This is a genomic window from Streptomyces sp. NBC_00400 (assembly GCF_036048035.1).
Classification (GTDB): domain Bacteria; phylum Actinomycetota; class Actinomycetes; order Streptomycetales; family Streptomycetaceae; genus Streptomyces.
This window is the reverse complement of the sequence record NZ_CP107940.1, coordinates 2,000,513-2,021,472: the sequence shown is the minus strand read 5'-3', so window position 1 is coordinate 2,021,472 and position 20,960 is coordinate 2,000,513. Positions and strand designations below refer to the sequence as shown.

Annotated in this window: 16 protein-coding genes; 11 read left to right on the top strand and 5 right to left on the bottom strand. The window is 71.4% G+C overall.

Annotated elements, in window-relative coordinates; genetic code table 11:
- Window positions 1–50 precede the first annotated feature (50 nt).
- From OHS81_RS08815 to OHS81_RS08805, 3 genes are all read left to right on the top strand, one after another.
- Window positions 51–752, top strand: coding sequence for a GNAT family N-acetyltransferase (locus OHS81_RS08815; RefSeq protein WP_328384043.1), 702 nt, complete (start codon window positions 51–53; stop codon window positions 750–752).
- Between the two features lie 105 nt (window positions 753–857).
- Complete coding sequence (locus OHS81_RS08810; protein WP_328384041.1) at window positions 858–2,624, top strand: IucA/IucC family protein; 1,767 nt, start codon at window positions 858–860, stop codon at window positions 2,622–2,624.
- 41 nt (window positions 2,625–2,665) lie between these two features.
- The gene (locus tag OHS81_RS08805) at window positions 2,666–4,669 is read left to right on the top strand and encodes an ATP-dependent DNA helicase (protein WP_328384039.1); all 2,004 of its coding nucleotides are present in this window, start codon (window positions 2,666–2,668) and stop codon (window positions 4,667–4,669) included.
- A gap of 69 nt (window positions 4,670–4,738) precedes the next feature.
- Here the strand turns inward: OHS81_RS08805 and lexA are convergent, their stop codons facing one another.
- Complete coding sequence (lexA, locus tag OHS81_RS08800; protein ID WP_328384037.1) at window positions 4,739–5,536, bottom strand: transcriptional repressor LexA; 798 nt, start codon at window positions 5,534–5,536, stop codon at window positions 4,739–4,741.
- Between the two features lie 578 nt (window positions 5,537–6,114).
- On the opposite strand from lexA, the gene nrdR reads away from it, so the two are divergent.
- Together nrdR and OHS81_RS08790 are read left to right on the top strand one after the other, a co-directional pair.
- Window positions 6,115–6,645, top strand: a complete 531-nt coding sequence (nrdR, locus tag OHS81_RS08795) for a transcriptional regulator NrdR (RefSeq protein WP_018092899.1) — start codon at window positions 6,115–6,117, stop codon at window positions 6,643–6,645.
- Window positions 6,646–6,768: 123 nt separating this feature from the next.
- Window positions 6,769–9,645 (top strand): vitamin B12-dependent ribonucleotide reductase, encoded by a 2,877-nt coding sequence (locus tag OHS81_RS08790; RefSeq protein WP_328384035.1) that lies wholly within the window; start codon window positions 6,769–6,771, stop codon window positions 9,643–9,645.
- Window positions 9,646–9,848: 203 nt separating this feature from the next.
- Here the strand turns inward: OHS81_RS08790 and OHS81_RS08785 are convergent, their stop codons facing one another.
- On the bottom strand, window positions 9,849–10,418 hold the full coding sequence (locus OHS81_RS08785) for a TerD family protein (protein WP_328390996.1): 570 nt from the start codon (window positions 10,416–10,418) through the stop codon (window positions 9,849–9,851).
- 318 nt (window positions 10,419–10,736) lie between these two features.
- On the opposite strand from OHS81_RS08785, the gene OHS81_RS08780 reads away from it, so the two are divergent.
- Complete coding sequence (locus tag OHS81_RS08780; RefSeq protein WP_328384033.1) at window positions 10,737–11,342, top strand: YdbC family protein; 606 nt, start codon at window positions 10,737–10,739, stop codon at window positions 11,340–11,342.
- Between the two features lie 12 nt (window positions 11,343–11,354).
- On the opposite strand, the gene OHS81_RS08775 is transcribed toward OHS81_RS08780, so the two are convergent.
- Window positions 11,355–12,137, bottom strand: a complete 783-nt coding sequence (locus OHS81_RS08775; protein WP_328384031.1) for a TetR/AcrR family transcriptional regulator — start codon at window positions 12,135–12,137, stop codon at window positions 11,355–11,357.
- 247 nt (window positions 12,138–12,384) lie between these two features.
- Here OHS81_RS08775 and OHS81_RS08770 point away from each other — a divergent pair, with 247 nt between their 5' ends.
- The 4 genes from OHS81_RS08770 to OHS81_RS08755 all read left to right on the top strand — a co-directional run bounded on the left by OHS81_RS08770 (window position 12,385) and on the right by OHS81_RS08755 (window position 15,732).
- Window positions 12,385–13,044, top strand: a complete 660-nt coding sequence (locus tag OHS81_RS08770; RefSeq protein WP_328384029.1) for a histidine phosphatase family protein — start codon at window positions 12,385–12,387, stop codon at window positions 13,042–13,044.
- An 11-nt stretch (window positions 13,045–13,055) separates the two neighbouring features.
- A complete protein-coding gene (locus OHS81_RS08765) occupies window positions 13,056–13,964 on the top strand; it encodes an ADP-ribosylglycohydrolase family protein (protein WP_328384027.1) in 909 nt (302 codons plus the stop codon).
- A 349-nt stretch (window positions 13,965–14,313) separates the two neighbouring features.
- Entirely contained in the window at window positions 14,314–15,015 is a 702-nt protein-coding gene (locus tag OHS81_RS08760; protein WP_328384025.1) for a ribonuclease HII, read from the top strand.
- A 66-nt stretch (window positions 15,016–15,081) separates the two neighbouring features.
- Window positions 15,082–15,732: a hypothetical protein gene (locus OHS81_RS08755; protein ID WP_328384024.1), complete on the top strand. Its 651-nt coding sequence runs from the start codon at window positions 15,082–15,084 to the stop codon at window positions 15,730–15,732.
- Between the two features lie 300 nt (window positions 15,733–16,032).
- Here the strand turns inward: OHS81_RS08755 and OHS81_RS08750 are convergent, their stop codons facing one another.
- The gene (locus OHS81_RS08750; protein ID WP_328384023.1) at window positions 16,033–16,743 is read right to left on the bottom strand and encodes a hypothetical protein; all 711 of its coding nucleotides are present in this window, start codon (window positions 16,741–16,743) and stop codon (window positions 16,033–16,035) included.
- Window positions 16,744–16,968: 225 nt separating this feature from the next.
- Window positions 16,969–19,134, bottom strand: coding sequence for a RecQ family ATP-dependent DNA helicase (locus OHS81_RS08745; RefSeq protein WP_328384021.1), 2,166 nt, complete (start codon window positions 19,132–19,134; stop codon window positions 16,969–16,971).
- Between the two features lie 125 nt (window positions 19,135–19,259).
- Between OHS81_RS08745 and OHS81_RS08740 the strand changes: the two genes are divergently transcribed.
- Window positions 19,260–20,912: a DUF4192 domain-containing protein gene (locus OHS81_RS08740; protein WP_328384019.1), complete on the top strand. Its 1,653-nt coding sequence runs from the start codon at window positions 19,260–19,262 to the stop codon at window positions 20,910–20,912.
- Window positions 20,913–20,960 lie beyond the last annotated feature (48 nt).

Genomic DNA, 20,960 nt, shown 5'->3' with positions numbered 1-20,960 from the left:
CCCGCGACCCACCAGGCCACGCGGCACGCGGCCACGAGAGGAGAGTCGCCGTGCCACCCACCGAATCCGGCCTCGGCTCCAGCTCCGATGACACCCTCGACCTGCAGCTCCCGCCCGAGTTCGGCGCGCTGTTCGCCGAGGGACGCGGGCCGCAGGCGCCCCCGGACGTCCCGGCTGCCGGCCCGCTGCTCGACAACCTGGCGGGCTGGGGAGCGGCCGACACCCCCGCCGGGCCGTTCGCACTCGTCCCCGTCCGGCCGTCCCGCGATCTCGACCGGATCACCGGCTGGATGAACGATCCGGCGGTGGCGGCCTTCTGGGAACTGGCGGGCCCGCCGGAGACCACCGCGGCCCATCTGCGCGCCCAGCTCGACGGTGACGGCCGCAGCGTGCCCTGCCTGGGGGTGCTGGCCGGTGTCCCGATGAGCTACTGGGAGATCTACCGCGCGGATCTGGACCCCCTCGCCCGCTGCTATCCGGCCCGGCCCGAGGACACCGGTATCCATCTGCTCATCGGCGGCGCCGGCGACCGGGGACGCGGGCTGGGCGGCATGCTGCTGCGCGCCGCCTCCGATCTCGTACTCGACCACCGGCCGCGGTGCGCACGGGTCCTCGCCGAGCCCGATCTGCGCAACACCGCCTCCGTCGCGGCCTTCCTGAGCGCCGGATTCCGCTACGGCGAGGAGATCGAACTGCCCGGCAAGCGCGCGGCGTTGATGGTCCGCGACCGCGCCCACCGCCACCTGCTCTGACCCCGGCGCCGTCCGCCGACGGCCCCGCTCCGGCCCGCCGTCCACCCCCGCTGCCCCGGTTGTCCCCCGTACGTGCCGGGGCGGTCCCGCTTCGAGGAGCCCGCCTTGTCGCCCGAGCCCCAGCCTTCGCACAGCGCCTGGCAGCACGCCGCGCGCCGACTGTTCGCCAAGACCCTGGCGGAGTTCGCGTACGAGGAAGTCCTCACCCCCGAGGCGGACGGCACCGCACCCGACGGCACCCCGCAATACCGCCTGCCGGTCACCGACGGCCTGGTCTACCGCTTCCGCGCCCGCCGCGGCGCCTACGGCCACTGGCGCGTCGACCCCGATTCGATCACCCCCGACGCCGATCTCTTCCGCTTCCTCACCGACGCGCACGACACCGTGCTGGGCCTGTCCGGCGACACCACCGGCCATCTCGTCCGCGAGCTGACCGCCACCCTCGCCGCCGACACCCGGCTCGACGCCACCGCCGTCAGCGCCGCCGACCTCGCCGATCTGGACTACGCCACCCTCGAAGGCCACCAGACCGGCCACCCCTGGCTCGTCGCGAACAAGGGCCGGCTCGGCTTCTCCGCGCACGACGCGGCGACCTGGGCCCCCGAAGCCCGCACACCCCAGCGCCTGCCCTGGCTCGCCGCGCACCACAGCATCGCCCACTACCGCGGTATCCCCACCCTGGCCACCCCCGACCGTCTCTACGGCGAGGAGCTGGCCCCCGCCACCCGGCACGCCTTCGCCCGCACCATCGCCGACGAGGGCCACGACCCCGCCGACTACCTCTACCTCCCCGTCCACCCCTGGCAGTGGGACGAGACCATCGCCCCGCTCTTCGCCCCGCAGCTCGCCGACAGATCCATCATCGCGCTGCCCACTGACAACGACCTCCGCCTGCCGCAGCAGTCGATCCGTACCTTCCTCAATCTCAGCCGCCCCCGGGCCCGTACGGTCAAACTGCCGCTGTCCATCCTCAACACCCTGGTCTGGCGCGGGCTGCCCACCGAGCGCACCCTCGCCGCGCCCGCCGTCACCCGCTGGGTCCACGGCCTGCGCGACGCCGACCCCTATCTCCGCGACGAGACCCGGGTCATCCTGCTCGGCGAGACCGCCTCGGTCACCGTCGAGCACCCCCTGTACGACCGGCTTCCCGGCGTCCCGTACCAGTTCAAGGAACTGCTGGGCTGTATCTGGCGCGAGCCGGTCAGCGGCCATCTGGACCCCGGCGAACGCGCCCGCACCCTGGCCGCGCTGCTGCAGACCGATCCCCAGGGGCGCGCCCTGACCGCCGAGCTGGTGCACCGCTCGGGGCTGACCCCGCGCGACTGGCTGGCACGGCTGTTCGCCGCCCTGCTGCCGCCCCTGCTGCACTTCCTCTACCGGTACGGCACGGTCTTCTCCCCGCACGGCGAGAACGCCATCGTCGTCTTCGACGAGCACGACGTCCCCACCCGCCTCGCGGTCAAGGACTTCGTCGACGACGTCAACACCAGCTCCCGGCCGCTCCCCGAGCACGACTCCATGCCGGACGACGTACGGGCGGTGCTGCTGACCGAACCGCCCTCCTTCCTCACCCAGTTCATCCACTCCGGCCTGTTCGTCGGCGTCTTCCGCTACCTCGCGCCGCTGTGTGCGGACCAACTGGACGTCCCCGAGGTCGCGTTCTGGTCACTCGTACGGGCAGAGATCCTGCGCCACCACGAGCGCTTCCCGGCCCTCAAGGAGCGGTACGAGACCTTCGACCTGCTCACCCCGCGCATCGAGCGGCTGTGCCTGAACCGCAACCGTCTGCATGTGGACGGTTACCGGGACCGCCGCGACCGCCCGCACGCGGCCGTGCACGGCACCGTCCCCAATCCGCTCCACCACCCGTGACCGGGCCGGCTGTCAGTGGTCCCGCGTAGGCTTGCCACGCTATGACGAAGCCCTCTCTCCCCGATCTGCTCCACGCCGCCGTCACCGCCGTCGGCGGCACCGAACGCCCCGGCCAGGTGGCGATGGCCGAGGCCGTCGCCGAGGCCGTGGACGAACAGGCCCATCTGCTGGTGCAGGCCGGCACCGGCACCGGAAAGTCCCTCGGCTATCTGGTGCCGGCGCTCGCGCACGGCGAGAGAGTCGTGGTCGCCACGGCCACCCTGGCGCTGCAGCGCCAGCTCGTCGAGCGCGATCTGCCGCGCACGGTCGAGGCGCTGCATCCGGTGCTGCGCCGCCGTCCCGAGTTCGCCATGCTCAAGGGCCGCTCCAACTACCTGTGCCTGCACCGCCTGAACGAGGGCGTCCCGCAGGAAGAGGAGGACGGCCTCTTCGATGTGTTCGAGCAGGCGACGCCGACCAGCAAGCTCGGCAAGGACCTGCTGCGGCTGCGCGACTGGGCGGGCGAGACCGAGACCGGCGACCGTGACGCGCTGACCCCCGGCGTCTCCGACCGGGCCTGGGGCCAGGTCTCGGTCTCCTCCCGGGAGTGCCTGGGCGCCTCGAAGTGCGCCTACGGGGCGGAGTGCTTCGCGGAGGCCGCCCGGGAGCGCGCCAAGCTCGCCGATGTCGTCGTCACCAACCACGCACTGCTCGCCATCGACGCGATCGAGGGCGCGCCGGTCCTCCCGCAGCACGAGGTCCTGATCGTCGACGAGGCCCACGAGCTGGTCTCCCGGGTCACCGGCGTCGCCACCGGCGAGCTCACCCCCGGCCAGGTCAACCGTGCCGTCCGCCGGGCCGCCAAGCTCGTCAACGAAAAGGCCGCCGACCAGCTCCAGACCGCCTCGGAGACTTTCGAGCGCCTGATGGAGCTGGCCCTGCCCGGCCGCCTCGAAGAGATCCCCGAGGATCTCGGCTACTGCCTGATGGCACTGCGGGACGCGGCCCGTACGGTCATCTCGGCGCTCGGCTCGACTCGTGACAAGTCGGTCCAGGACGAGGACGCCGTCCGCAAGCAGGCCCTCGCCTCGCTGGAGAACGTCCACGCCGTCGCCGAGCGCATCGCGAACGGCTCCGAGTACGACGTGGTCTGGTACGAACGCCACGACCGCTTCGGCGCGTCCCTCCGGGTGGCCCCGCTGTCCGTCTCGGGCCTGCTGCGCGAGAAGCTTTTCGACGACCGCTCGGTGACCCTCACCTCCGCCACCCTCAAGCTGGGCGGCGACTTCAACGGGGTCGCGGCCTCCCTGGGCCTGGCCCCCGAGGGCACGGAAGGCGAGGACGTCCCGCCCTGGAAAGGCCTGGACGTCGGCTCCCCCTTCGACTACTCGAAGCAGGGCATCCTCTACGTCGCCAAGCACCTTGCCCAGCCGGGCCGTGAGGGCAGCCGCACCGACATGCTCGACGAACTCACCGAGCTGATCGACGCCGCCGGCGGCCGCACCCTCGGTCTCTTCTCCTCCATGCGCGCCGCCCAGGCCGCGGCCGAGGAGCTGCGCGGCCGGCTGGACGTGCCGATCCTGCTCCAGGGCGAGGAGACGCTGGGCGAGCTGATCCGGGCCTTCGCCTCCGACGCCCGTACCTGCCTGTTCGGCACGCTGTCCCTGTGGCAGGGCGTCGATGTTCCCGGTGCGAACTGCCAGCTGGTGGTGATGGACCGGGTGCCGTTCCCGCGCCCGGACGACCCGCTGATGAGCGCCCGGCAGAAGGCCGTGGAGGAGGCCGGAGGCAATGGCTTCATGGCGGTCGCCGCCACCCATGCCGCGCTGCTGATGGCCCAGGGCGCCGGCCGTCTGGTCCGCGCCACCGGCGACCGCGGTGTGGTCGCCGTCCTCGACCCCCGGGTGGAGCGGGCCCGGTACGGCTCCTTCCTCCGCAAGTCGATGCCCGACTTCTGGTACACCACCGACCGCAACCAGGTCCGCCGCTCCCTCGCCGCCATCGACGCAGCGGCAAAGGCGGCGCCCGCACCCGAAGCGGCACAGCCGGCAGCGGACGCCTCCTGACACGGAGACGGCAAAACCAAGCCCCGGAACCGGCGCAGTGGTTCCGGGGCCCGGTCGTGTCGGGACGGGTCAGACGCGGCGCAGCACCGCCACCACCTTGCCGAGAATGGTCGCCTCGTCGCCGGGGATCGGCTGGTACGCGGAGTTGTGCGGCAGCAGCCACACATGGCCGTCCTCGCGCTTGAAGCGCTTGACGGTGGCCTCGCCGTCCAGCATGGCGGCCACGATGTCGCCGTTCTCGGCGACCGGCTGGCGGCGGACCGTGACCCAGTCGCCGTCGCAGATCGCTGCCTCGATCATGGAATCGCCGACGACCTTCAGGACGAACAGTTCGCCGTCGCCGACGAGCTGGCGGGGGAGCGGGAAAACATCCTCGACCGATTCCTCCGCGAGGATCGGGCCACCGGCGGCGATCCGGCCGACCAGCGGGACATAGGAGGCGGCGGGCTTGCCGGCGGTCTCCGTCGCGGCAGCGGTGGTCTGGTCCGACCCGCGGACCTCGTACGCCCGGGGGCGGTGCGGGTCGCGCCGCAGGAAGCCCTTGCGCTCCAGAGCCATGAGCTGGTGGGCGACGGACGAGGTGCTGGACAGCCCGACGGCCTGGCCGATCTCACGCATGGACGGCGGATAGCCGCGCCGCTGCACCGAATCCCGGATCACCTCGATCACCCTGCGCTGGCGGTCGGTGAGTCCGGAACTGTCGGCTCGGATCCCTGGGGGCCGGCCGGGCAGCGAACGGGCCGGCTTCTGCTCTTCGGAGTCCAACGTGGCGTCGTCCATCGGCGGCCGCTGTGCCTGTTGCGGATCGAACCGGCTCTGGGAGTGGCTTTGTGCGGTGATGGTCGCGCTGTCTGCGGTGGTGGTCACGTCGGCCCCTCTCGAAATGTTCTCCCTAGTTAGCCAACGGTAGTTGCTTTCGAAAGGTTGCGCCAAACACACGTTCGAGTGAAATATTCAGCGAATGGCTGCCCGGATCGAGTGGCTGGGTGTATGGCCGAGCGGTGATTCCGGCCCGGCCGGGCGCTGCCGCCCGGATGTCCCGGCCGTCCGGTGCGTCGGGCCGTCGATACGCGAAGGGGGCGCGAGGGGTCGTGGAGGGGTGCGCGAAGGGGGTCGGTGGCCGGTCGTCGCGACCCGGCCGATTCTGTCATCTCCGCCCCGCCGCGCCGCCGGCCGGGTGGCTTCCCGTACTCTCGTGGGCGACCGTCCGGCCCGTCGCCGCCACGACACGCGGTAGGCAGATGTAAGCGCCCCGACACCACATCTAGTGGTTGCATGCGATCGGTCACCCAGAAGTTGTGGTGCCTGGTCCCTCCGGGGGTCAGGAATCGCCTATGCTGGAGGCTGCTCCGAAGGGCCCGCGCGGACCGTCGGAGGTCTTTTGGCGTACGCCGGGTTCGTTGGCGTACGTACGTCCGTATATCGAGGGTGAGGAGGGTGGAGCCATGCACTGCCCCTTCTGCAGGCACCCGGACAGCCGGGTCGTCGACAGTCGCACCACCGATGACGGGACAGCGATCCGCCGGCGCCGCCAGTGCCCCGACTGCTCCCGCCGTTTCACGACCATCGAGACGGCGTCGCTGATGGTGATCAAGCGGAGCGGGGTCACCGAGCCCTTCAGCCGCAACAAGGTCATCGCGGGTGTGCGCAAGGCGTGCCAGGGGCGCCCGGTCACCGAGGACGCTCTCGCCAAGCTGGGCCAGCGGGTCGAGGAGGCGGTGCGCGCCACCGGCAGCGCCGAGCTCTCCACCCATGACGTCGGGCTCGCCATACTGGGCCCGCTGCAGGAACTCGACCTCGTCGCGTACCTGCGCTTCGCGTCCGTTTACCGGGCCTTCGATTCACTCGAGGACTTCGAGGCGGCCATCGCCGAGCTGCGTGAGCAGCGCGAGCAGGGGCCGCCCGGGCAGGAATGCGGGACCGACGGGGAGGCCGGCGGCCCGGCCGTTCCCGTGCCCGCCACCGCCGCCGACTGAGCTCGGCGCGTATCCAGGACCTCTACCGGGGCGAGAGCAGGGCGCCCCGGTACGGAAAGACATACACCGTGCCACGGAATGCGTGCGCACATATGGGCGTTTGCCCGTATACAGGGAGGCGGCATGACAGAGACGACGAGCGGCCCGGCACGAGGCTCCCGCGCCAAGGGCAGCAAGGCGAGCAAGGGTCTGCGTATCGAGCGCATTCACACCACACCCGGCGTGCATCCGTACGACGAGGTGGAGTGGGCGTCTCGTGATGTCGTCATGACCAACTGGCGCGACGGCTCGGTCAACTTCGAGCAGCGTGGCGTCGAGTTCCCCGATTTCTGGTCGGTGAACGCGGTCAATATCGTCACGAGCAAGTACTTCCGTGGTGCGGTGGGCTCCCCGACCCGTGAGGCGAGCCTCAAGCAGCTGATCGACCGGGTGGTCAAGACGTACCGCAAGGGCGGCGAGGAGAACGGTTACTTCGCCTCGCCGGCGGACGCCGAGATCTTTGAGCACGAGCTGGCGTACGCCCTGCTCCACCAGGTCTTCAGCTTCAACTCGCCGGTGTGGTTCAACGTCGGCACCCAGCAGCCGCAGCAGGTCAGTGCCTGCTTCATCCTCTCCGTCGACGACTCCATGGAGTCGATCCTCGACTGGTACAAGGAAGAGGGGATGATCTTCAAGGGCGGCTCCGGTGCCGGCCTGAACCTCTCCCGCATCCGCTCCTCCAAGGAGCTGCTCTCCTCCGGCGGCAACGCCTCCGGCCCGGTCTCCTTCATGCGCGGCGCCGACGCGTCCGCCGGAACGATCAAGTCGGGCGGCGCCACCCGCCGTGCGGCCAAGATGGTCGTCCTGGACGTGGACCACCCGGACGTCGAGGCCTTCATCGAGACCAAGGTGAAGGAGGAGGAGAAGGTCCGCGCGCTGCGCGACGCGGGCTTCGACATGGACCTGGGCGGCGACGACATCACGTCCGTCCAGTACCAGAACGCCAACAACTCGGTCCGGGTGAACGACGAGTTCATGAAGGCCGTCGAGGCCGGCTCGAAGTTCGGGCTGCGCGGCCGGATGACCGGCGAGGTCATCGAGGAGGTCGACGCCAAGGGTCTCTTCCGCAAGATGGCGGAGGCCGCCTGGGCGTGCGCCGACCCCGGCATCCAGTACGACGACACCATCAACCACTGGCACACCTCGCCGGAGTCGGGCCGGATCACCGCGTCCAACCCCTGCAGCGAGTACATGCACCTGGACAACTCCTCGTGCAACCTCGCCTCGCTCAACCTGCTGAAGTTCCTGCGCGACGACGACCTGGGCAACCAGTCCTTCGACGCCGAGCGCTTCGCCAAGGTCGTCGAGCTGGTCATCACCGCGATGGACATCTCCATCTGCTTCGCCGATTTCCCCACCCAGAAGATCGGCGAGACCACCCGCGCCTACCGCCAGCTGGGCATCGGCTACGCCAACCTCGGCGCCCTGCTGATGGCCACCGGCCACGCCTACGACTCCGACGGCGGCCGCGCGCTGGCCGGTGCCATCACCTCGCTGATGACGGGCACCTCCTACAAGCGCTCCGCCGAGCTGGCCGCGGTCGTCGGCCCGTACGACGGCTACGCCCGTAACGCGGACGCCCACAATCGCGTCATGAAGCAGCACTCCGACGCCAACGGCACCGCGGTGCGCATGGACGACCTGGACAACCCCGTCTGGGCGGCGGCCACCGAGGCCTGGCAGGACGTGCTGCGCCTCGGGGAGAAGAACGGCTTCCGCAACGCGCAGGCCTCCGTGCTGGCCCCGACCGGCACCATCGGCCTGATGATGGACTGCGACACCACGGGCGTCGAGCCGGACCTGGCCCTGGTCAAGTTCAAGAAGCTGGTCGGCGGCGGCTCCATGCAGATCGTGAACAACACGGTCCCCAAGGCGCTCAAGCGGCTCGGCTACCTGCCCGAGCAGGTCGAGGCGATCGTCGCCCACATCGCCGACCACGGCAATGTCGTCGACGCCCCCGCCCTCAAGCACGAGCACTACGAGGTCTTCGACTGCGCCATGGGTGTGCGTTCGATCTCCGCCATGGGCCATGTGCGCATGATGGCGGCCGCGCAGCCCTTCCTCTCCGGTGCGATCTCCAAGACGGTCAACGTCCCGGAGACGGCCACCGTCGAGGAGATCGAGGAGGTCTACTTCCAGGGCTGGAAGCTCGGCCTGAAGGCGCTCGCGATCTACCGCGACAACTGCAAGGTCGGCCAGCCCCTCTCCGCCAAGAAGAAGGAGGAGGAGAAGAAGGCCGAGCCGGTGGCCGAGAAGAAGGTCGTCGAGTACCGCCCGGTGCGCAAGCGCCTCCCCAAGGGCCGTCCCGGCATCACCACCTCCTTCACGGTCGGCGGCGCCGAGGGCTACATGACCGCCAACTCCTACCCGGACGACGGTCTCGGTGAGGTCTTCCTGAAGATGTCCAAGCAGGGTTCGACCCTCGCGGGCATGATGGACGCCTTCTCCATCGCGGTGTCCGTGGGCCTCCAGTACGGCGTGCCGCTGGAGACCTACGTCTCGAAGTTCACCAACATGCGCTTCGAGCCGGCCGGCATGACGGACGACCCGGACGTGCGGATGGCGCAGTCGATCGTCGACTACATCTTCCGCCGCCTGGCGCTGGACTTCCTGCCCTTCGAGACCCGTTCGGCGCTCGGCATCCACTCCGTCGAGGAGCGCCAGCGCCACCTGGAGACCGGCTCGTACGAGCCCTCCGAGGACGAGGTGGACGTCGAGGGCCTGGCCCAGTCCGCGCCCCGGGGGGCGGAGCCGGTGACCGAGTCCACCCCGGTGGTGCAGGTCGTCGAGGACGCCGCCGTTCCTGCGCCCAAGCAGGCGCACACCAACGCCGAACTCGTCGAGATGCAGCTGGGCATCAATGCCGACGCGCCGCTGTGCTTCTCCTGCGGGACGAAGATGCAGCGGGCCGGCAGCTGCTACCTGTGCGAGGGCTGCGGGTCGACCAGCGGCTGCAGCTGAGCGTGAGCGGGCCCGCGCGGGAGGTTTCCCCTTCCGCGCGGGCCCGCGCCTCGGGCTGAGGCGGTCCGGGGCAGTACTCGGGCTTTGACAGGCCGTGGCAGAAGGGGAGGGGACCGGCCGGCGCCGGTCCCCTCCCCTTCGTGATGCGGTTCGTGCTCTCGTTCGTGCCGCGGTTCTTGCTCCGGTTTCGGTGCCGCTTCCCGTTAGCGGCCCATCAGTGAGGCAAACCCGGCCGGGTCGGTGTCGAACCCCCGGAGCGCCGGGCGAAGGCGCCACTGCCCCGTCTCGTCCCGGATGAATTCGGCCACCGTCGCCGCGGTGGCACCTGCGACCTCGGTGAAGTCGTTCTCGGCCAGATCGGTGTAGCCCTCGCGGATCCGTACGAGCGTGTTCTGTATGTCGCCGAAGACCTTGCGGCCCTCGCCCTGCTGGATGGCCACCCCCACGATCACCCGGGTGTAGGTGTCGGACAGCCGGTCCAGCTCCAGGGTCATGACCTCGTCGGAGCCGAAGCCCTGGCCGGTCCTGCTGTCCCGGTTGAGGGTGATGGTCCCGTCGGGCGACCGGCTGTCGAAGTGCACCAGATAGGCCGGGTCGCCGTGCGGCGCGTCCGCCGTATAGGTCGCCGCGACGATGTCGAGGTCATTGTCCGGCGTCCCGAGGGGGCTGGGGTCCCACTGGAGCGTTACCTCGACCTTCTCGATCCCTTTGTTGAACGTGTTCACCGGACTTTCCCTCCCGTCATCTCCCGGGGATGCGGCGCAGGCCCACACGGGCACGCGGACCCCTTCCCGGGACTTCCCGTTGACTGCCCATCGTGCCACGCCCGGAGGGCCCCGCGCGGAGTGAACTGCCCCTGGTCACCCGTGCTTTGCCTCGGGTTCGGGTGGCTGGAAAGCGCCCTGCTTCGGGCGCTCCTGCCGGGAAGGCCTGCGTCCGGAGGCGGCCGGAGGCGGCCGGGGGCGGAGAGGCGGTGGGGCGGCGACGGTGCCGTCCTGGCGGCGATCGGCCCGCGCCCGTAAGGAAGTTCGGGCCGGTCCGAAGGTGACGCGCAGTGATCCCGCCCCGCTCTTGGGCCGTACGATGGCGCGGTGCTGGTCAAGTGGATTCGCCTCACCGTTGTGGACCGTCGAGGGTTCGAACGGGGGCAGCGGAAATGGGCGGGGCTGCTGGGTGAGCCGGGATTTCGAGGGCAGGGCGGTGGGTGGAGCCGGGGGCGGCCGGGCGTCGCGCATCTGGTGGCCTTCTGGGAGAGCCGGGCTTTTTACGACTCCTTCATGGCGCGCTCGCACGACCGGCTGGCGGCCGCCCAGTCCGGCACGTACAAGGACGCCCAAGTGCGGCTGTTCGAGCACGAGTTTGATGTGAAGGTGGGATTCCGCCCGTCGTTCGGCGATGTGGATGTGCTGCGGCTGGCGCACTGCCAGGTGCGCCAGGACCGGGTGGAGCACTTCATGCTGATGCAGGAGAAGGTCTGGAACCCCGCGATGGCGGGTTCGCCGGGAATGCTGCGGGGGATGCTGGGGCGGGCTCCGGGGGAGGAGTTCTTGGTGTTGTCGCTGTGGCAGTCGGCGGCAGAGCGGGGGAAGTACCGGCCTGAACGGGTGGAGCGGCTGGCGCTGCGGGCCCAGATAGCCGCGGATGTCCGGGCGATCGCGGGCGATGTGGTGCAGCTCGAACCGTCGTGGACGGTGTGAGGGGCGGCGCGGTCAGGGGGCCGCGCCGGGGGATGTGCCGGGGGGCGTGCCGACCGCGGTGCCGGTGGTGAACGCCCCGGCGCGGGCGGCGGCCAGTGTGGCCGCCACGGCCTGGTCGGCGAGGGAGTCGTCCACCGGCTCCCGGGTGATGAACAGGCGGAAGAAGAGCGGCGCGGAGACGGAACGGACGAGCGCGCCGGCGTCGATGGCGCTGTCCGGGGCGGTGGGGGAGGCGGGGCCGGGAGGGGCGGTCTCCGGCGGAGCGGCGTCCGGGGTGGTCGGTACGGTGCCCGGGGCCGCCGGCAATTCGCCGCGCCGGACGGCGCGTTCGACAAGGACCTCGCAGCGCGTGAACCGCTCGGCGTAGTAGTCACGCAGCGCCACGGCCGCCCGCTCCGACTGGAAGGCGGCGGCGATCATCGCGGAGCCCGATGCGGCCACCGCCGGGTCGGTGAAGGAAGCGACGGCCTCGCGCGCCAGAGCATGCAGATCACCTTCCAGGGTTCCGGTGTCGGGCGGGACCCAGCTGTCCTCGCCCGCAAGGTCGAGGGCATCCGCCACCAGGCCCTCGACGTCCTTCCAGCGCCGGTAGAGCGTCGTTTTGTGCACGCCGGAGTGCTCCGCGACGTATTCGACGGTCAAGCCGGGATAGCCGTGCTCGGTGAGCCCGGCCAGCACGGCGTCGCGGACGGCTGCGCGGGTGCGGGCCGTGCGGCCGCCGGGGCGCCGGGTGCCGGGGGTGGGCGGGGAATCGGCGGACTCGCGCCGGCTCCCGTGCACCGTCTCGTCAGGCAATTGCAACTCCTCTTGCGTTAGCTGGGTCAGTGTGCCACTCTCATCGTAATGCGACGAAGGTTGCATTTGCGTGAGGAGGGGGAATGTCCGCTCGGATCTCGTTACGCGACGCCGCCCGGACCTGTGTGCGGCTCCTGCTCGCTGCGTGTCGCCGCGGCCTTGCCGGGGTGGTGGTGGAGCTGACCGCCCTGCTGTTGCCGTCCTGCCGTGCGCGGCAGGTGCAAAGCAGGAGATTTAGGCTGGCGGCATGGCTCGGCCCCGACGTATCGTCCTCATCCGCCACGGAGAGTCGGCGGGGAATATCGACGACACCGTGTACGAGCGGGAGCCCGATCACGCGCTCGCCCTCACCGAGACCGGTCTGCGGCAGGCGAAGGAGGCCGGTGGCCCGCTGCGCGAGATGTTCGGTGAGGAACGGATCTCCGGCTATGTCTCGCCCTACCGCCGCACCCACCAGACCTTCCGCGCGCTCGGCCTCGACCCGGCCAGGGTCCGGGTGCGCGAGGAGCCCCGGCTGCGCGAGCAGGACTGGGGGAACTGGCAGGACCGCGACGACGTACGACGGCAGAAGGCCTACCGCGACGCCTACGGCCACTTCTTCTACCGCTTCGCCCAGGGCGAGTCCGGCGCGGATGTCTACGACCGGGTCGGAGCGTTCCTGGAGAGCCTTTGGCGCAGTTTCGAGGACCCGGACCACCCGCCGAACGTCCTCATCGTCACGCACGGTCTCACCATGCGGCTGTTCTGTATGCGCTGGTTCCACTGGACGGTGGCCGACTTCGAGTCCCTGTCCAATCCGGACAACGCGGAATGGCGCACCCTGTTGCTCGGCCCGGACGGCCGCTACGCCCTCGACCGGCCGTTCGCGCGCTGGTGTGTACCCGAGCCTTATGGCGTCACCGGTTAGAGTGCACAGCGATGAACCCCGACCACCGTGACGCAGACCGCTGTGCGCGAGCTCTGGCGAGCTTGCGCGGCCTTTCCGTGGGTGATGCGCTCGGATCCCAGTTCTTCGTCCCCGCCCATTACCCCTCGCTCAAGCGCCGCACGCTGCCCCCGTCTCCCTGGCAGTGGACCGACGACACCGAGATGGCCTGTTCCGTCCTGGCCGTGCTCACCGCCCACGGCCGGGTCGACCAGGACGCACTCGCGCGCTCCTTCGCCGACCACCATGACTTCGACCGTGGCTACGGCCCGGCCGTCAACCGCATGCTGCGGCTGATCCGCGAGGGCGGCGACTGGCGCGAGCTGGCGTCGGAGCTCTTCAACGGCCAGGGTTCGTGGGGCAACGGAGCGGCCATGCGCATCGCGCCCCTCGGTGCCTGGTACGCCGACGACCCCGAGCAGGCCACCCACCAGGCGGAGATCTCCGCCTACACCACTCACCAGCACCGTGAGGCCGTCGTCGGCGCCATGGCCGTCGCCGCCGCTGCCGCCCTGGTGGCCGACCCGAGCCGTGACACCGGTCCCGAACAGCTGCTGGACGGCGTGCTGGAGCTGATCCCGCGCAGCGCCGTACAAGCCGGGCTGCGCCGCGCCCGGGACATGCTCGACTACGCCGACTCCGGCACCGTCGCCGCCGTCCTGGGCTGCGGGCGGCGCACCAGTGCCCACGACACCGTGCCGTTCACCCTCTGGGCCGCGGCCCGGCATCTGGGCAACTATGAGCGGGCGTTCTGGACCACCGCTCAGGCAGGCGGCGATGTGGACACCACCTGCGCCATCGTCGGCGGCATCGTCGCCGCCGGCCGCGACGGCAACCCGCCCGAGGCGTGGCTGGACGGCACCGAACCGCTCCCGTCCTGGACACCCGTCCTCGCCGGCTGATCACATCGCTCCGTCCCGCCGCCGGCCGCCCCGGCCCGCTGTGACTCGTCCGTGCCGCCCGCCCCGCCTTGCTGCGGCTCGTCCACGTCCGTCCGCTGCTCTCTTGTCGATGTCCTCCAACATGCGGTGCCGGGCGGCCACTTCGCCCTGCGGGGTCGCGCTCGGACCGAGGGGACGGCGGCGTCCCGTGGCGGCCTCGCCTCGCCTCGGCCTCCTCGCGGCTACCCCTCGGTAGCGGAAGCGAAGGGTCCCGTTCGCATGCTGCTCACGCCGTCGCCCACACCGTTTGCCACCAGGTGGGGATCCGGTGCGGACGGCTCGGCCGAATAGGCGTAACCTTGCTGGCGCCATGCCGTACGAGCCCCCCACCCATTCCGTCGAGCGATCATTGCGCGCCACGACGGGCGCCAAGATCGTTGCAGGTATCGACGAGGTCGGGCGCGGAGCGTGGGCCGGTCCGGTCAGCGTCTGCGCAGCCATCACCGGCCTGCGCCGACCGCCCGACGGACTCACCGATTCCAAGCTTCTGACCCCCAAGCGCCGCACCGAACTGTGTGATGTGCTCGGCACGTGGGTCACGTCGTACGCCCTGGGGCACTCCTCGCCGCAGGAGATCGACGAACTGGGCATGACCGCAGCCCTGCGGCTCGCGGCCGTACGCGCCCTGGAGGCGCTGCCGGTCCGGCCGGACGCGATCATTCTCGACGGCAAGCACGACTACCTGGGCGCGCCATGGCGGGTCCGCACGGTCATCAAGGGCGACCAGTCCTGTATCGCGGTCGCCGCCGCGTCCGTGATCGCCAAGGTGCGACGCGACGCGATGATGGCCGAACTGGGCCTGGTGTACGCCGACTTCGACTTCGCGGCCAACGCAGGCTACCCCTCGCCGACCCATCGCATTGCCCTGGAGGAGTACGGTCCTACGCCGCACCACCGAGTGTCGTGGTCCTACATGGATGCCTTGCCCCGCTGGCGGCATCTGAAGAAGGTGCGCATCACCCCCGAAGCAGCCGCTCTGGAAGCCGGTGGCCAACTCGGCTTCGATTTCTGAGCGGTACGGACATCAATTCGGTACCCGATGACGTGTTCCGCACTTACGTTTGATAGACATCCCTTTATGCCTCTCATCCCCGAGGAGCCTCAGATTCACGAGAGTGTCCCGGGTCCCCGCGCAACTCCGGCCGCCGGCCGCACCGCGCCGACCCCCCGTCCCGTTCCTGGTCCCGGTCCCCGCCCCGCGCCGCCGCGTGGCGCTCCCGCGGCCAGTGTCCGTCCGGGCAAGCCCGGACCTGCCGCCCCGCCGCGTGGGCCTGTCGCCGCTCCGCCGGCGCAGCGCACCAGCTCCCCGCAGCCGCCCGCCGGCAAGACCGGCACCGCCGCGGGAGCACAGCTCCAGCTGATCCCGGCACCCGCCGACGGCGCTGTCGACGCCGCCGACGAGGCCGTCGACCTGCTGTTGGACTCCGGGCGTACGCCGGGCGAGATCCTGGTGCTGACCACCGGCGAAACGCACCCGTGGGCCGCGCATGAACTGTCCTTCGGTGAAGCGTCCTACTGGGCCCAACACGACGCCGCGGACGATGTGTTCTACGCGGACGCCGGGGCCGGGCGTGCCACCGGCCGGCCCGTCGTGGTCGTCGCCGTCAACGGCGGTACGGACGAGGTCACCGCGCAGGCGCTGCCCGCGGCGATGGCCCGTGCCGGAACGCTGCTGATCGTCTGCGGTGACCCGCAGCGGATCAACACCGTTCTCGGCGCCCCCGCCTGACCGCTGCCGGTTCGCAGCAGCCCGTCGGCCCCGGAGGCCGTCGGGCTCGCTTGCGTCCCTGTCGAACGAGGTCCGGCGAGGTCCGGATGCCCGGCGTTTCGACGGGGGAGGGCTGCGGCTGTACCGGTCGAGGCGGTCCGTCTGTCTGCTGGGGACCGGCACGCCGAGCGGGTGAGCCCTGCAGTGTGTGCCGGGGTGCCCCGTAGGGTGCCCTGCCCCCAGTGCCGGAACGGCCGGTGGGGTGCCCGGCTTCCGCCGTCTGACGGAAGCCGGACGCGGACGTATGCCCAGCTGGTCCGTTCAGCGTGCTGCCGTGTGCCGACGGGCCTCCGGGGCGCCGCCTGCCGTGCGCCGCGCCACCGGCCGGCCGCGGGCGACGGGAAGATCCGCGGCCGTGCGCGGCGCATCCGGAGGCGCCGTCGTGCGACGGTTCTCCTGGGACCCGGCCGCTGTACGGCGTGATTCCGTGACCGGCTCGTTCAAGGACGAGACCCTGGGGCGGCGCCCGCCCCGCCCCTCTCCCAGGACCTGCCAGCGGTCCGGGGTCAACGTGATGTACGCCCCGCAGCGGAGCCCGTGCAGGGTGCAGGCGTCACGCAGCCCCCACATCCACGCCCCGTCCGTCTCCGTCCAAAGAGGCTCGCCCTCACGGCAGTAGAGCAGCACGGCGGTCCGGACCGGGGCGCGCAGCCGCAGGTCGTGCGGGATGACCCGGCGCAGATGCGCCAGCAGTACATTGCGGAACTCCCAGCCGTCGGGAGCGGCCGTGAGCTCCGTGAAGGAGGCGCTGGCCGTCACCCGCTCATGACTGTCGAGCACCGCGACGATGGCCGTGGACGGCAACGGCCGATGACGGGCGTGCAGGCCGGTGACGACCTCACGGGGATTGCGCAGCAAAGGAATACCGGCCGAGGCCCATTCGGCGGGCTCCAGCATCCGGCCCAGTCGGGCGGCGGAGTCGGCGGACGGAGGCGGGGACACCTGCGGGGGCGGGGCGAAGCCGAAGGACACGTTCCTCCCATCGTCTACGCGTCCGCATCTCGGGCGGCGGCCGTGCGCGGGTACGCACCACGGCATGGCCCTGCCTGACCGCGGACGGCCGGTACGGGGAAGCAACTCCAATTCTTGCGGCCGCACCGGCATGCGGCAACGAGCAATTCCCGCCCACGACCGGAATCGCCTGGGGAAGGGCAAATGTCCCTGCCCGCCGCCGCATCGGTGCAATGCCGTCCGCTGCTAACCCTGCACGGCCAGGACCAGCGGAAACACCTCCGCTGCCCCCGCCCGGCGCAGCAGCCGGGCGGCAACGGCCAGCGTCCAGCCGGTATCGGCGTAATCGTCCACCAACAGCACGGGGCCGGCCGCCGAAGCCAGTGCCTGCGCCAGCTCGGGCGGAACGCCCAGTGAACCGTGCAGCGCCCGCAGCCGCTGGGCACTGTTGCTGCGCGGAATCCTGCCGTCGGCGCCGTCGTCCACCGAGGTCACCGTGCCCAGGAACGGCATGCGGCCGACCGTGGCGATCCGCTCGGCCAGGGACCGGATCAGCTGCGGGCGGCTGCGCGAGGAGAGCGCGACGACACCTACCGGGCGGGCCGGGGCATCCGCCGCCCCCGAGGCCCAACCACCGGGCCCCTTGGCCCAGTCGGCGAGCACGGTGACCACCGCAGCCGCCACATCGTCGGGGACCGGGCCGTCCGGCGCCTGCGCCGCGAGCATCGGCCGGAGGCGGTTGCCCCACCCGATGTCGGAGAGGCGGCCCAGGGCCCGGCCGGTCGCCGCCAGCTCACCTGCCGGGATACGTCCCTTGAGATCGACACCGACAGCCGGCAGCCCCGTCGGCCACATCCGCCGCGGCTCCACCTCCACCCCGGGCCGCCCCAGCTCACCGCGCGCCGCATCCAGCGCAGCGGCGGACACCTCGGCGGTGAACCGTGCCCCCGCACAGTTGTCGCAGCGCCCGCACGCCACGGCCGCCTCATCGTCCAACTGCCGCCGCAGGAACTCCATCCGGCAGCCCGTCGTGGTGGCGTACTCCCGCATGGCCTGTTGTTCGGCCTCGCGCTGGCGGGACACCCACGCATAGCGCTCGGCGTCGTACGACCACGGCCGGCCGGTGGAGGTCCAGCCGCCCTTGACGCGCTGCACGGCGCCGTCCACATCGAGCACCTTGAGCATGATCTCCAGGCGCGAGCGGCGCAGTTCGACCTGTGGCTCCAGAGCCGGCAGCGACACCGGACGGCCGGCGGCCGCCAGGACGTCCAGGGTCCGCCGCACCTGCTCCTCGGGCGGAAAGGCCAGCGAGGCAAAGTACTTCCAGATGGCCTCGTCCTCCCGCCCGGGCAGCAGCAGCACCTCGGCGTGCTTGACCCCACGCCCTGCCCGGCCCACCTGCTGGTAGTAGGCAATGGGAGACGACGGCGAGCCCATGTGCACCACGAAACCCAGGTCGGGCTTGTCGAAGCCCATGCCCAGCGCCGAGGTCGCCACGAGGGCCTTGACGCGGTTAGCGAGCAGATCGTCCTCGGCCTGCTGGCGGTCGGCGTTCTCCGTCTTGCCGGTGTACGAGGAGACCGTGTGCCCCCGCTGGCGCAGGAAGGCCGTGACCTCCTCGGCAGCGGCAACGGTGAGCGTATAGATGATCCCCGAGCCCGGCAGCTCGTGCAGATGATCGGCAAGCCAGGCGAGCCGGTGCGCGGCGTCCGGCAGCGGGAGGACACCCAGACTCAGGCTCTCCCGGTCCAGCGGACCGCGCAGCACCAGCGCCTCGGTGGAGCCCTCGCCCGTGCCGAGCTGTTCGGCGACATCGGCGGTCACCCGCGCGTTGGCCGTGGCGGTGGTGGCGAGCACGGGCACGCCGGGCGGGAGATCGGCGAGCATGGTGCGCAGCCGGCGGTAGTCCGGCCGGAAATCATGACCCCAGTCGGAGATGCAGTGCGCTTCGTCGACCACCAGCAGACCGGTGGCCGCCGCGAGCTTGGGCAGCACCTGATCGCGGAAGTCGGGGTTGTTGAGCCGCTCCGGGCTGACCAGCAGGACGTCCACGTCGCCCGCCGCCACCTCGGCCTGGACGGTGTCCCACTCCTCGGTGTTGGCGGAGTTGATCGTGCGGGCACGGATTCCCGCCCGCGCGGCTGCCTCGACCTGATTGCGCATCAGCGCGAGCAGCGGGGAGACGATCACGGTCGGTCCGCTGCCGCTCTCGCGCAGCAGCGCCGTCGCGACGAAGTAGACCGCGGACTTGCCCCAGCCCGTGCGCTGGACGACCAGCGCGCGGCGATGGTCGGCGACCAGCGCCTCGATGGCTCGCCACTGATCCTCGCGCAGCCTGGCCTCGCCGCCGGGATCCCCGACGAGGCGGGTCAGGACGGCGTCGGCTGCGGCACGCAGATCTTCGTTGCTCATGCCCCCATGCAACCCGATGCCACTGACAACGCGCGAACGCCCGCCCGAAGCTGTGGATAACCTCGCCGCCCGAGAGTTATCCACAGGGGTCGCGGCGCAGCGGCCGGCCGCGGGATCTTCAAGCCATGAATCCGCACAGCGAACCGAGCAAACGCCTCGGCGACAGCCACTCGACCCCCGCGTCCGCCGACCCCGCCGCCCCGAACCCCTCGAACTCTCCTCGCCCTCCCCGCCCGCCGGAGCCACAGGCCCCCGCCGACCCGCCCAGCGCACCCGCAACATCCGGCCCCACGACGCCCACCGACCCGGTCGACCCCACCGAATCCGCCCTCCCGCCGGCTCCCGCGGAAACCACCAGCCCTTCCACTCCTTCCGACCCGGTCTTCGTCTCGGTCCCGTCCCACCTCACCGACCCCACGGCCCCGTCCATCCCGTCCCGCCCCTCCCACTCCTCCGTCCCTTCCGACGCCCCCAAGGCCCCGTCCGCCGATGCCCAGGTCACCCTGCGCAGCCCGGCCGAGCTCGCCGACGCCCTGCCGTATTTGATGGGTTTCTATCCGGACGACAGCATCGTCATGGTCGCGCTGAACGGCGAACGCGGACGCTTCGGCGGCCGGGTCAGGATCGGCATCCCGACCGATACCGCGCAGTGGCCGGACGTCGCCGACCAGCTCGCCGAGTGCCTGATCTCCGCAGGCCAGGAGCGGGACGCCCGCCCCGCGGCGATCATCGTCTACCTCTGCCAGGAGCCGGCGGCGGGGGAGAGCGGCAAGGACGTCAAAGACCGCCTCCGCCCGCTGGCCCAGCGGCTGCGCACCGCCTGCGGCACGCTCGACGTACCGGTTCTCGAAGCCCTGTGCCTCTCCAGCGGCCGATTCTGGTCGTACTGCTGCCCCGACTTCCGGTGCTGCCCCGCGGACGGCACACCCATGGTCATGCCGGGCACATCCGTGATGGCCGCGGCCGCCGCCTACGCGGGAATGCAGGTGCGCGGCTCCCTCAAGGAGATGGAGGCGAGGCTCACGCCCCGTACCGGGCCGCGGGCCGTGGAACAGGAGAAGGCGTTGGACGCGGCCGCCGGCGCGCTGGTTCCGCGCATGCTCCGGCAGGACGGTGCAGCGGCAGTCCGCCGGGACACCCTCGACCTGGCCGGCGCCATGATCCACCGCTTCCGTCAGGACACCCCCTCGGGCAGCAACCGGGCCAGGGATGCCTGTGACGACGCGCTGATCACCGATACCGAGGCCGCCGATCTCATCCTCGGCCTCCAGGACCGGGTCACCCGCGACCGGGCAGCGGAGTGGATGGACGGCTCCGCCGCCGCGCCGGCCCTGCGGCTCTGGCGTGCCCTCGCCCGCCGCTGCGCCGGCGGCTACGTCGAACACGCGGTGGCGCCCCTCACCCTCGCCGGCTGGGTCTGCTGGTCCACCGAGGACGGGCCCTCGGCGCGCGTCGCCCTCAGCTGCGCTTTGGCCCTCGACCCCGACTACACCTTCGCCCAGCTGCTGCACCGTGCCATCAACGAAGGCCTCGATCCGGAGCCACTGCGCCGCTGCCTGCGTGAGCAGCACCGAGAGGCGGTGAGCGCAGCCGCACCCGCCGCCCCGGCGGCCGCCGCCAAGAAGGCGCCGCAGTCCACCAAGCGCCCCGGGCCGAGCCGGCCCGGACCGGGCGGCCGCCCCCGCGGACCGCGCGGCGGTACGGGCCCCGGCACCCGTACGACCGACGGGCGCGGCAGGCGCCGGGCCGGCCGGGACGGCGACCGGAGCCGGCGGTGACCGTGCCGTCGTGGCCCGGCCGGCGTGACCTGCGCGCCGGCCGGGCCG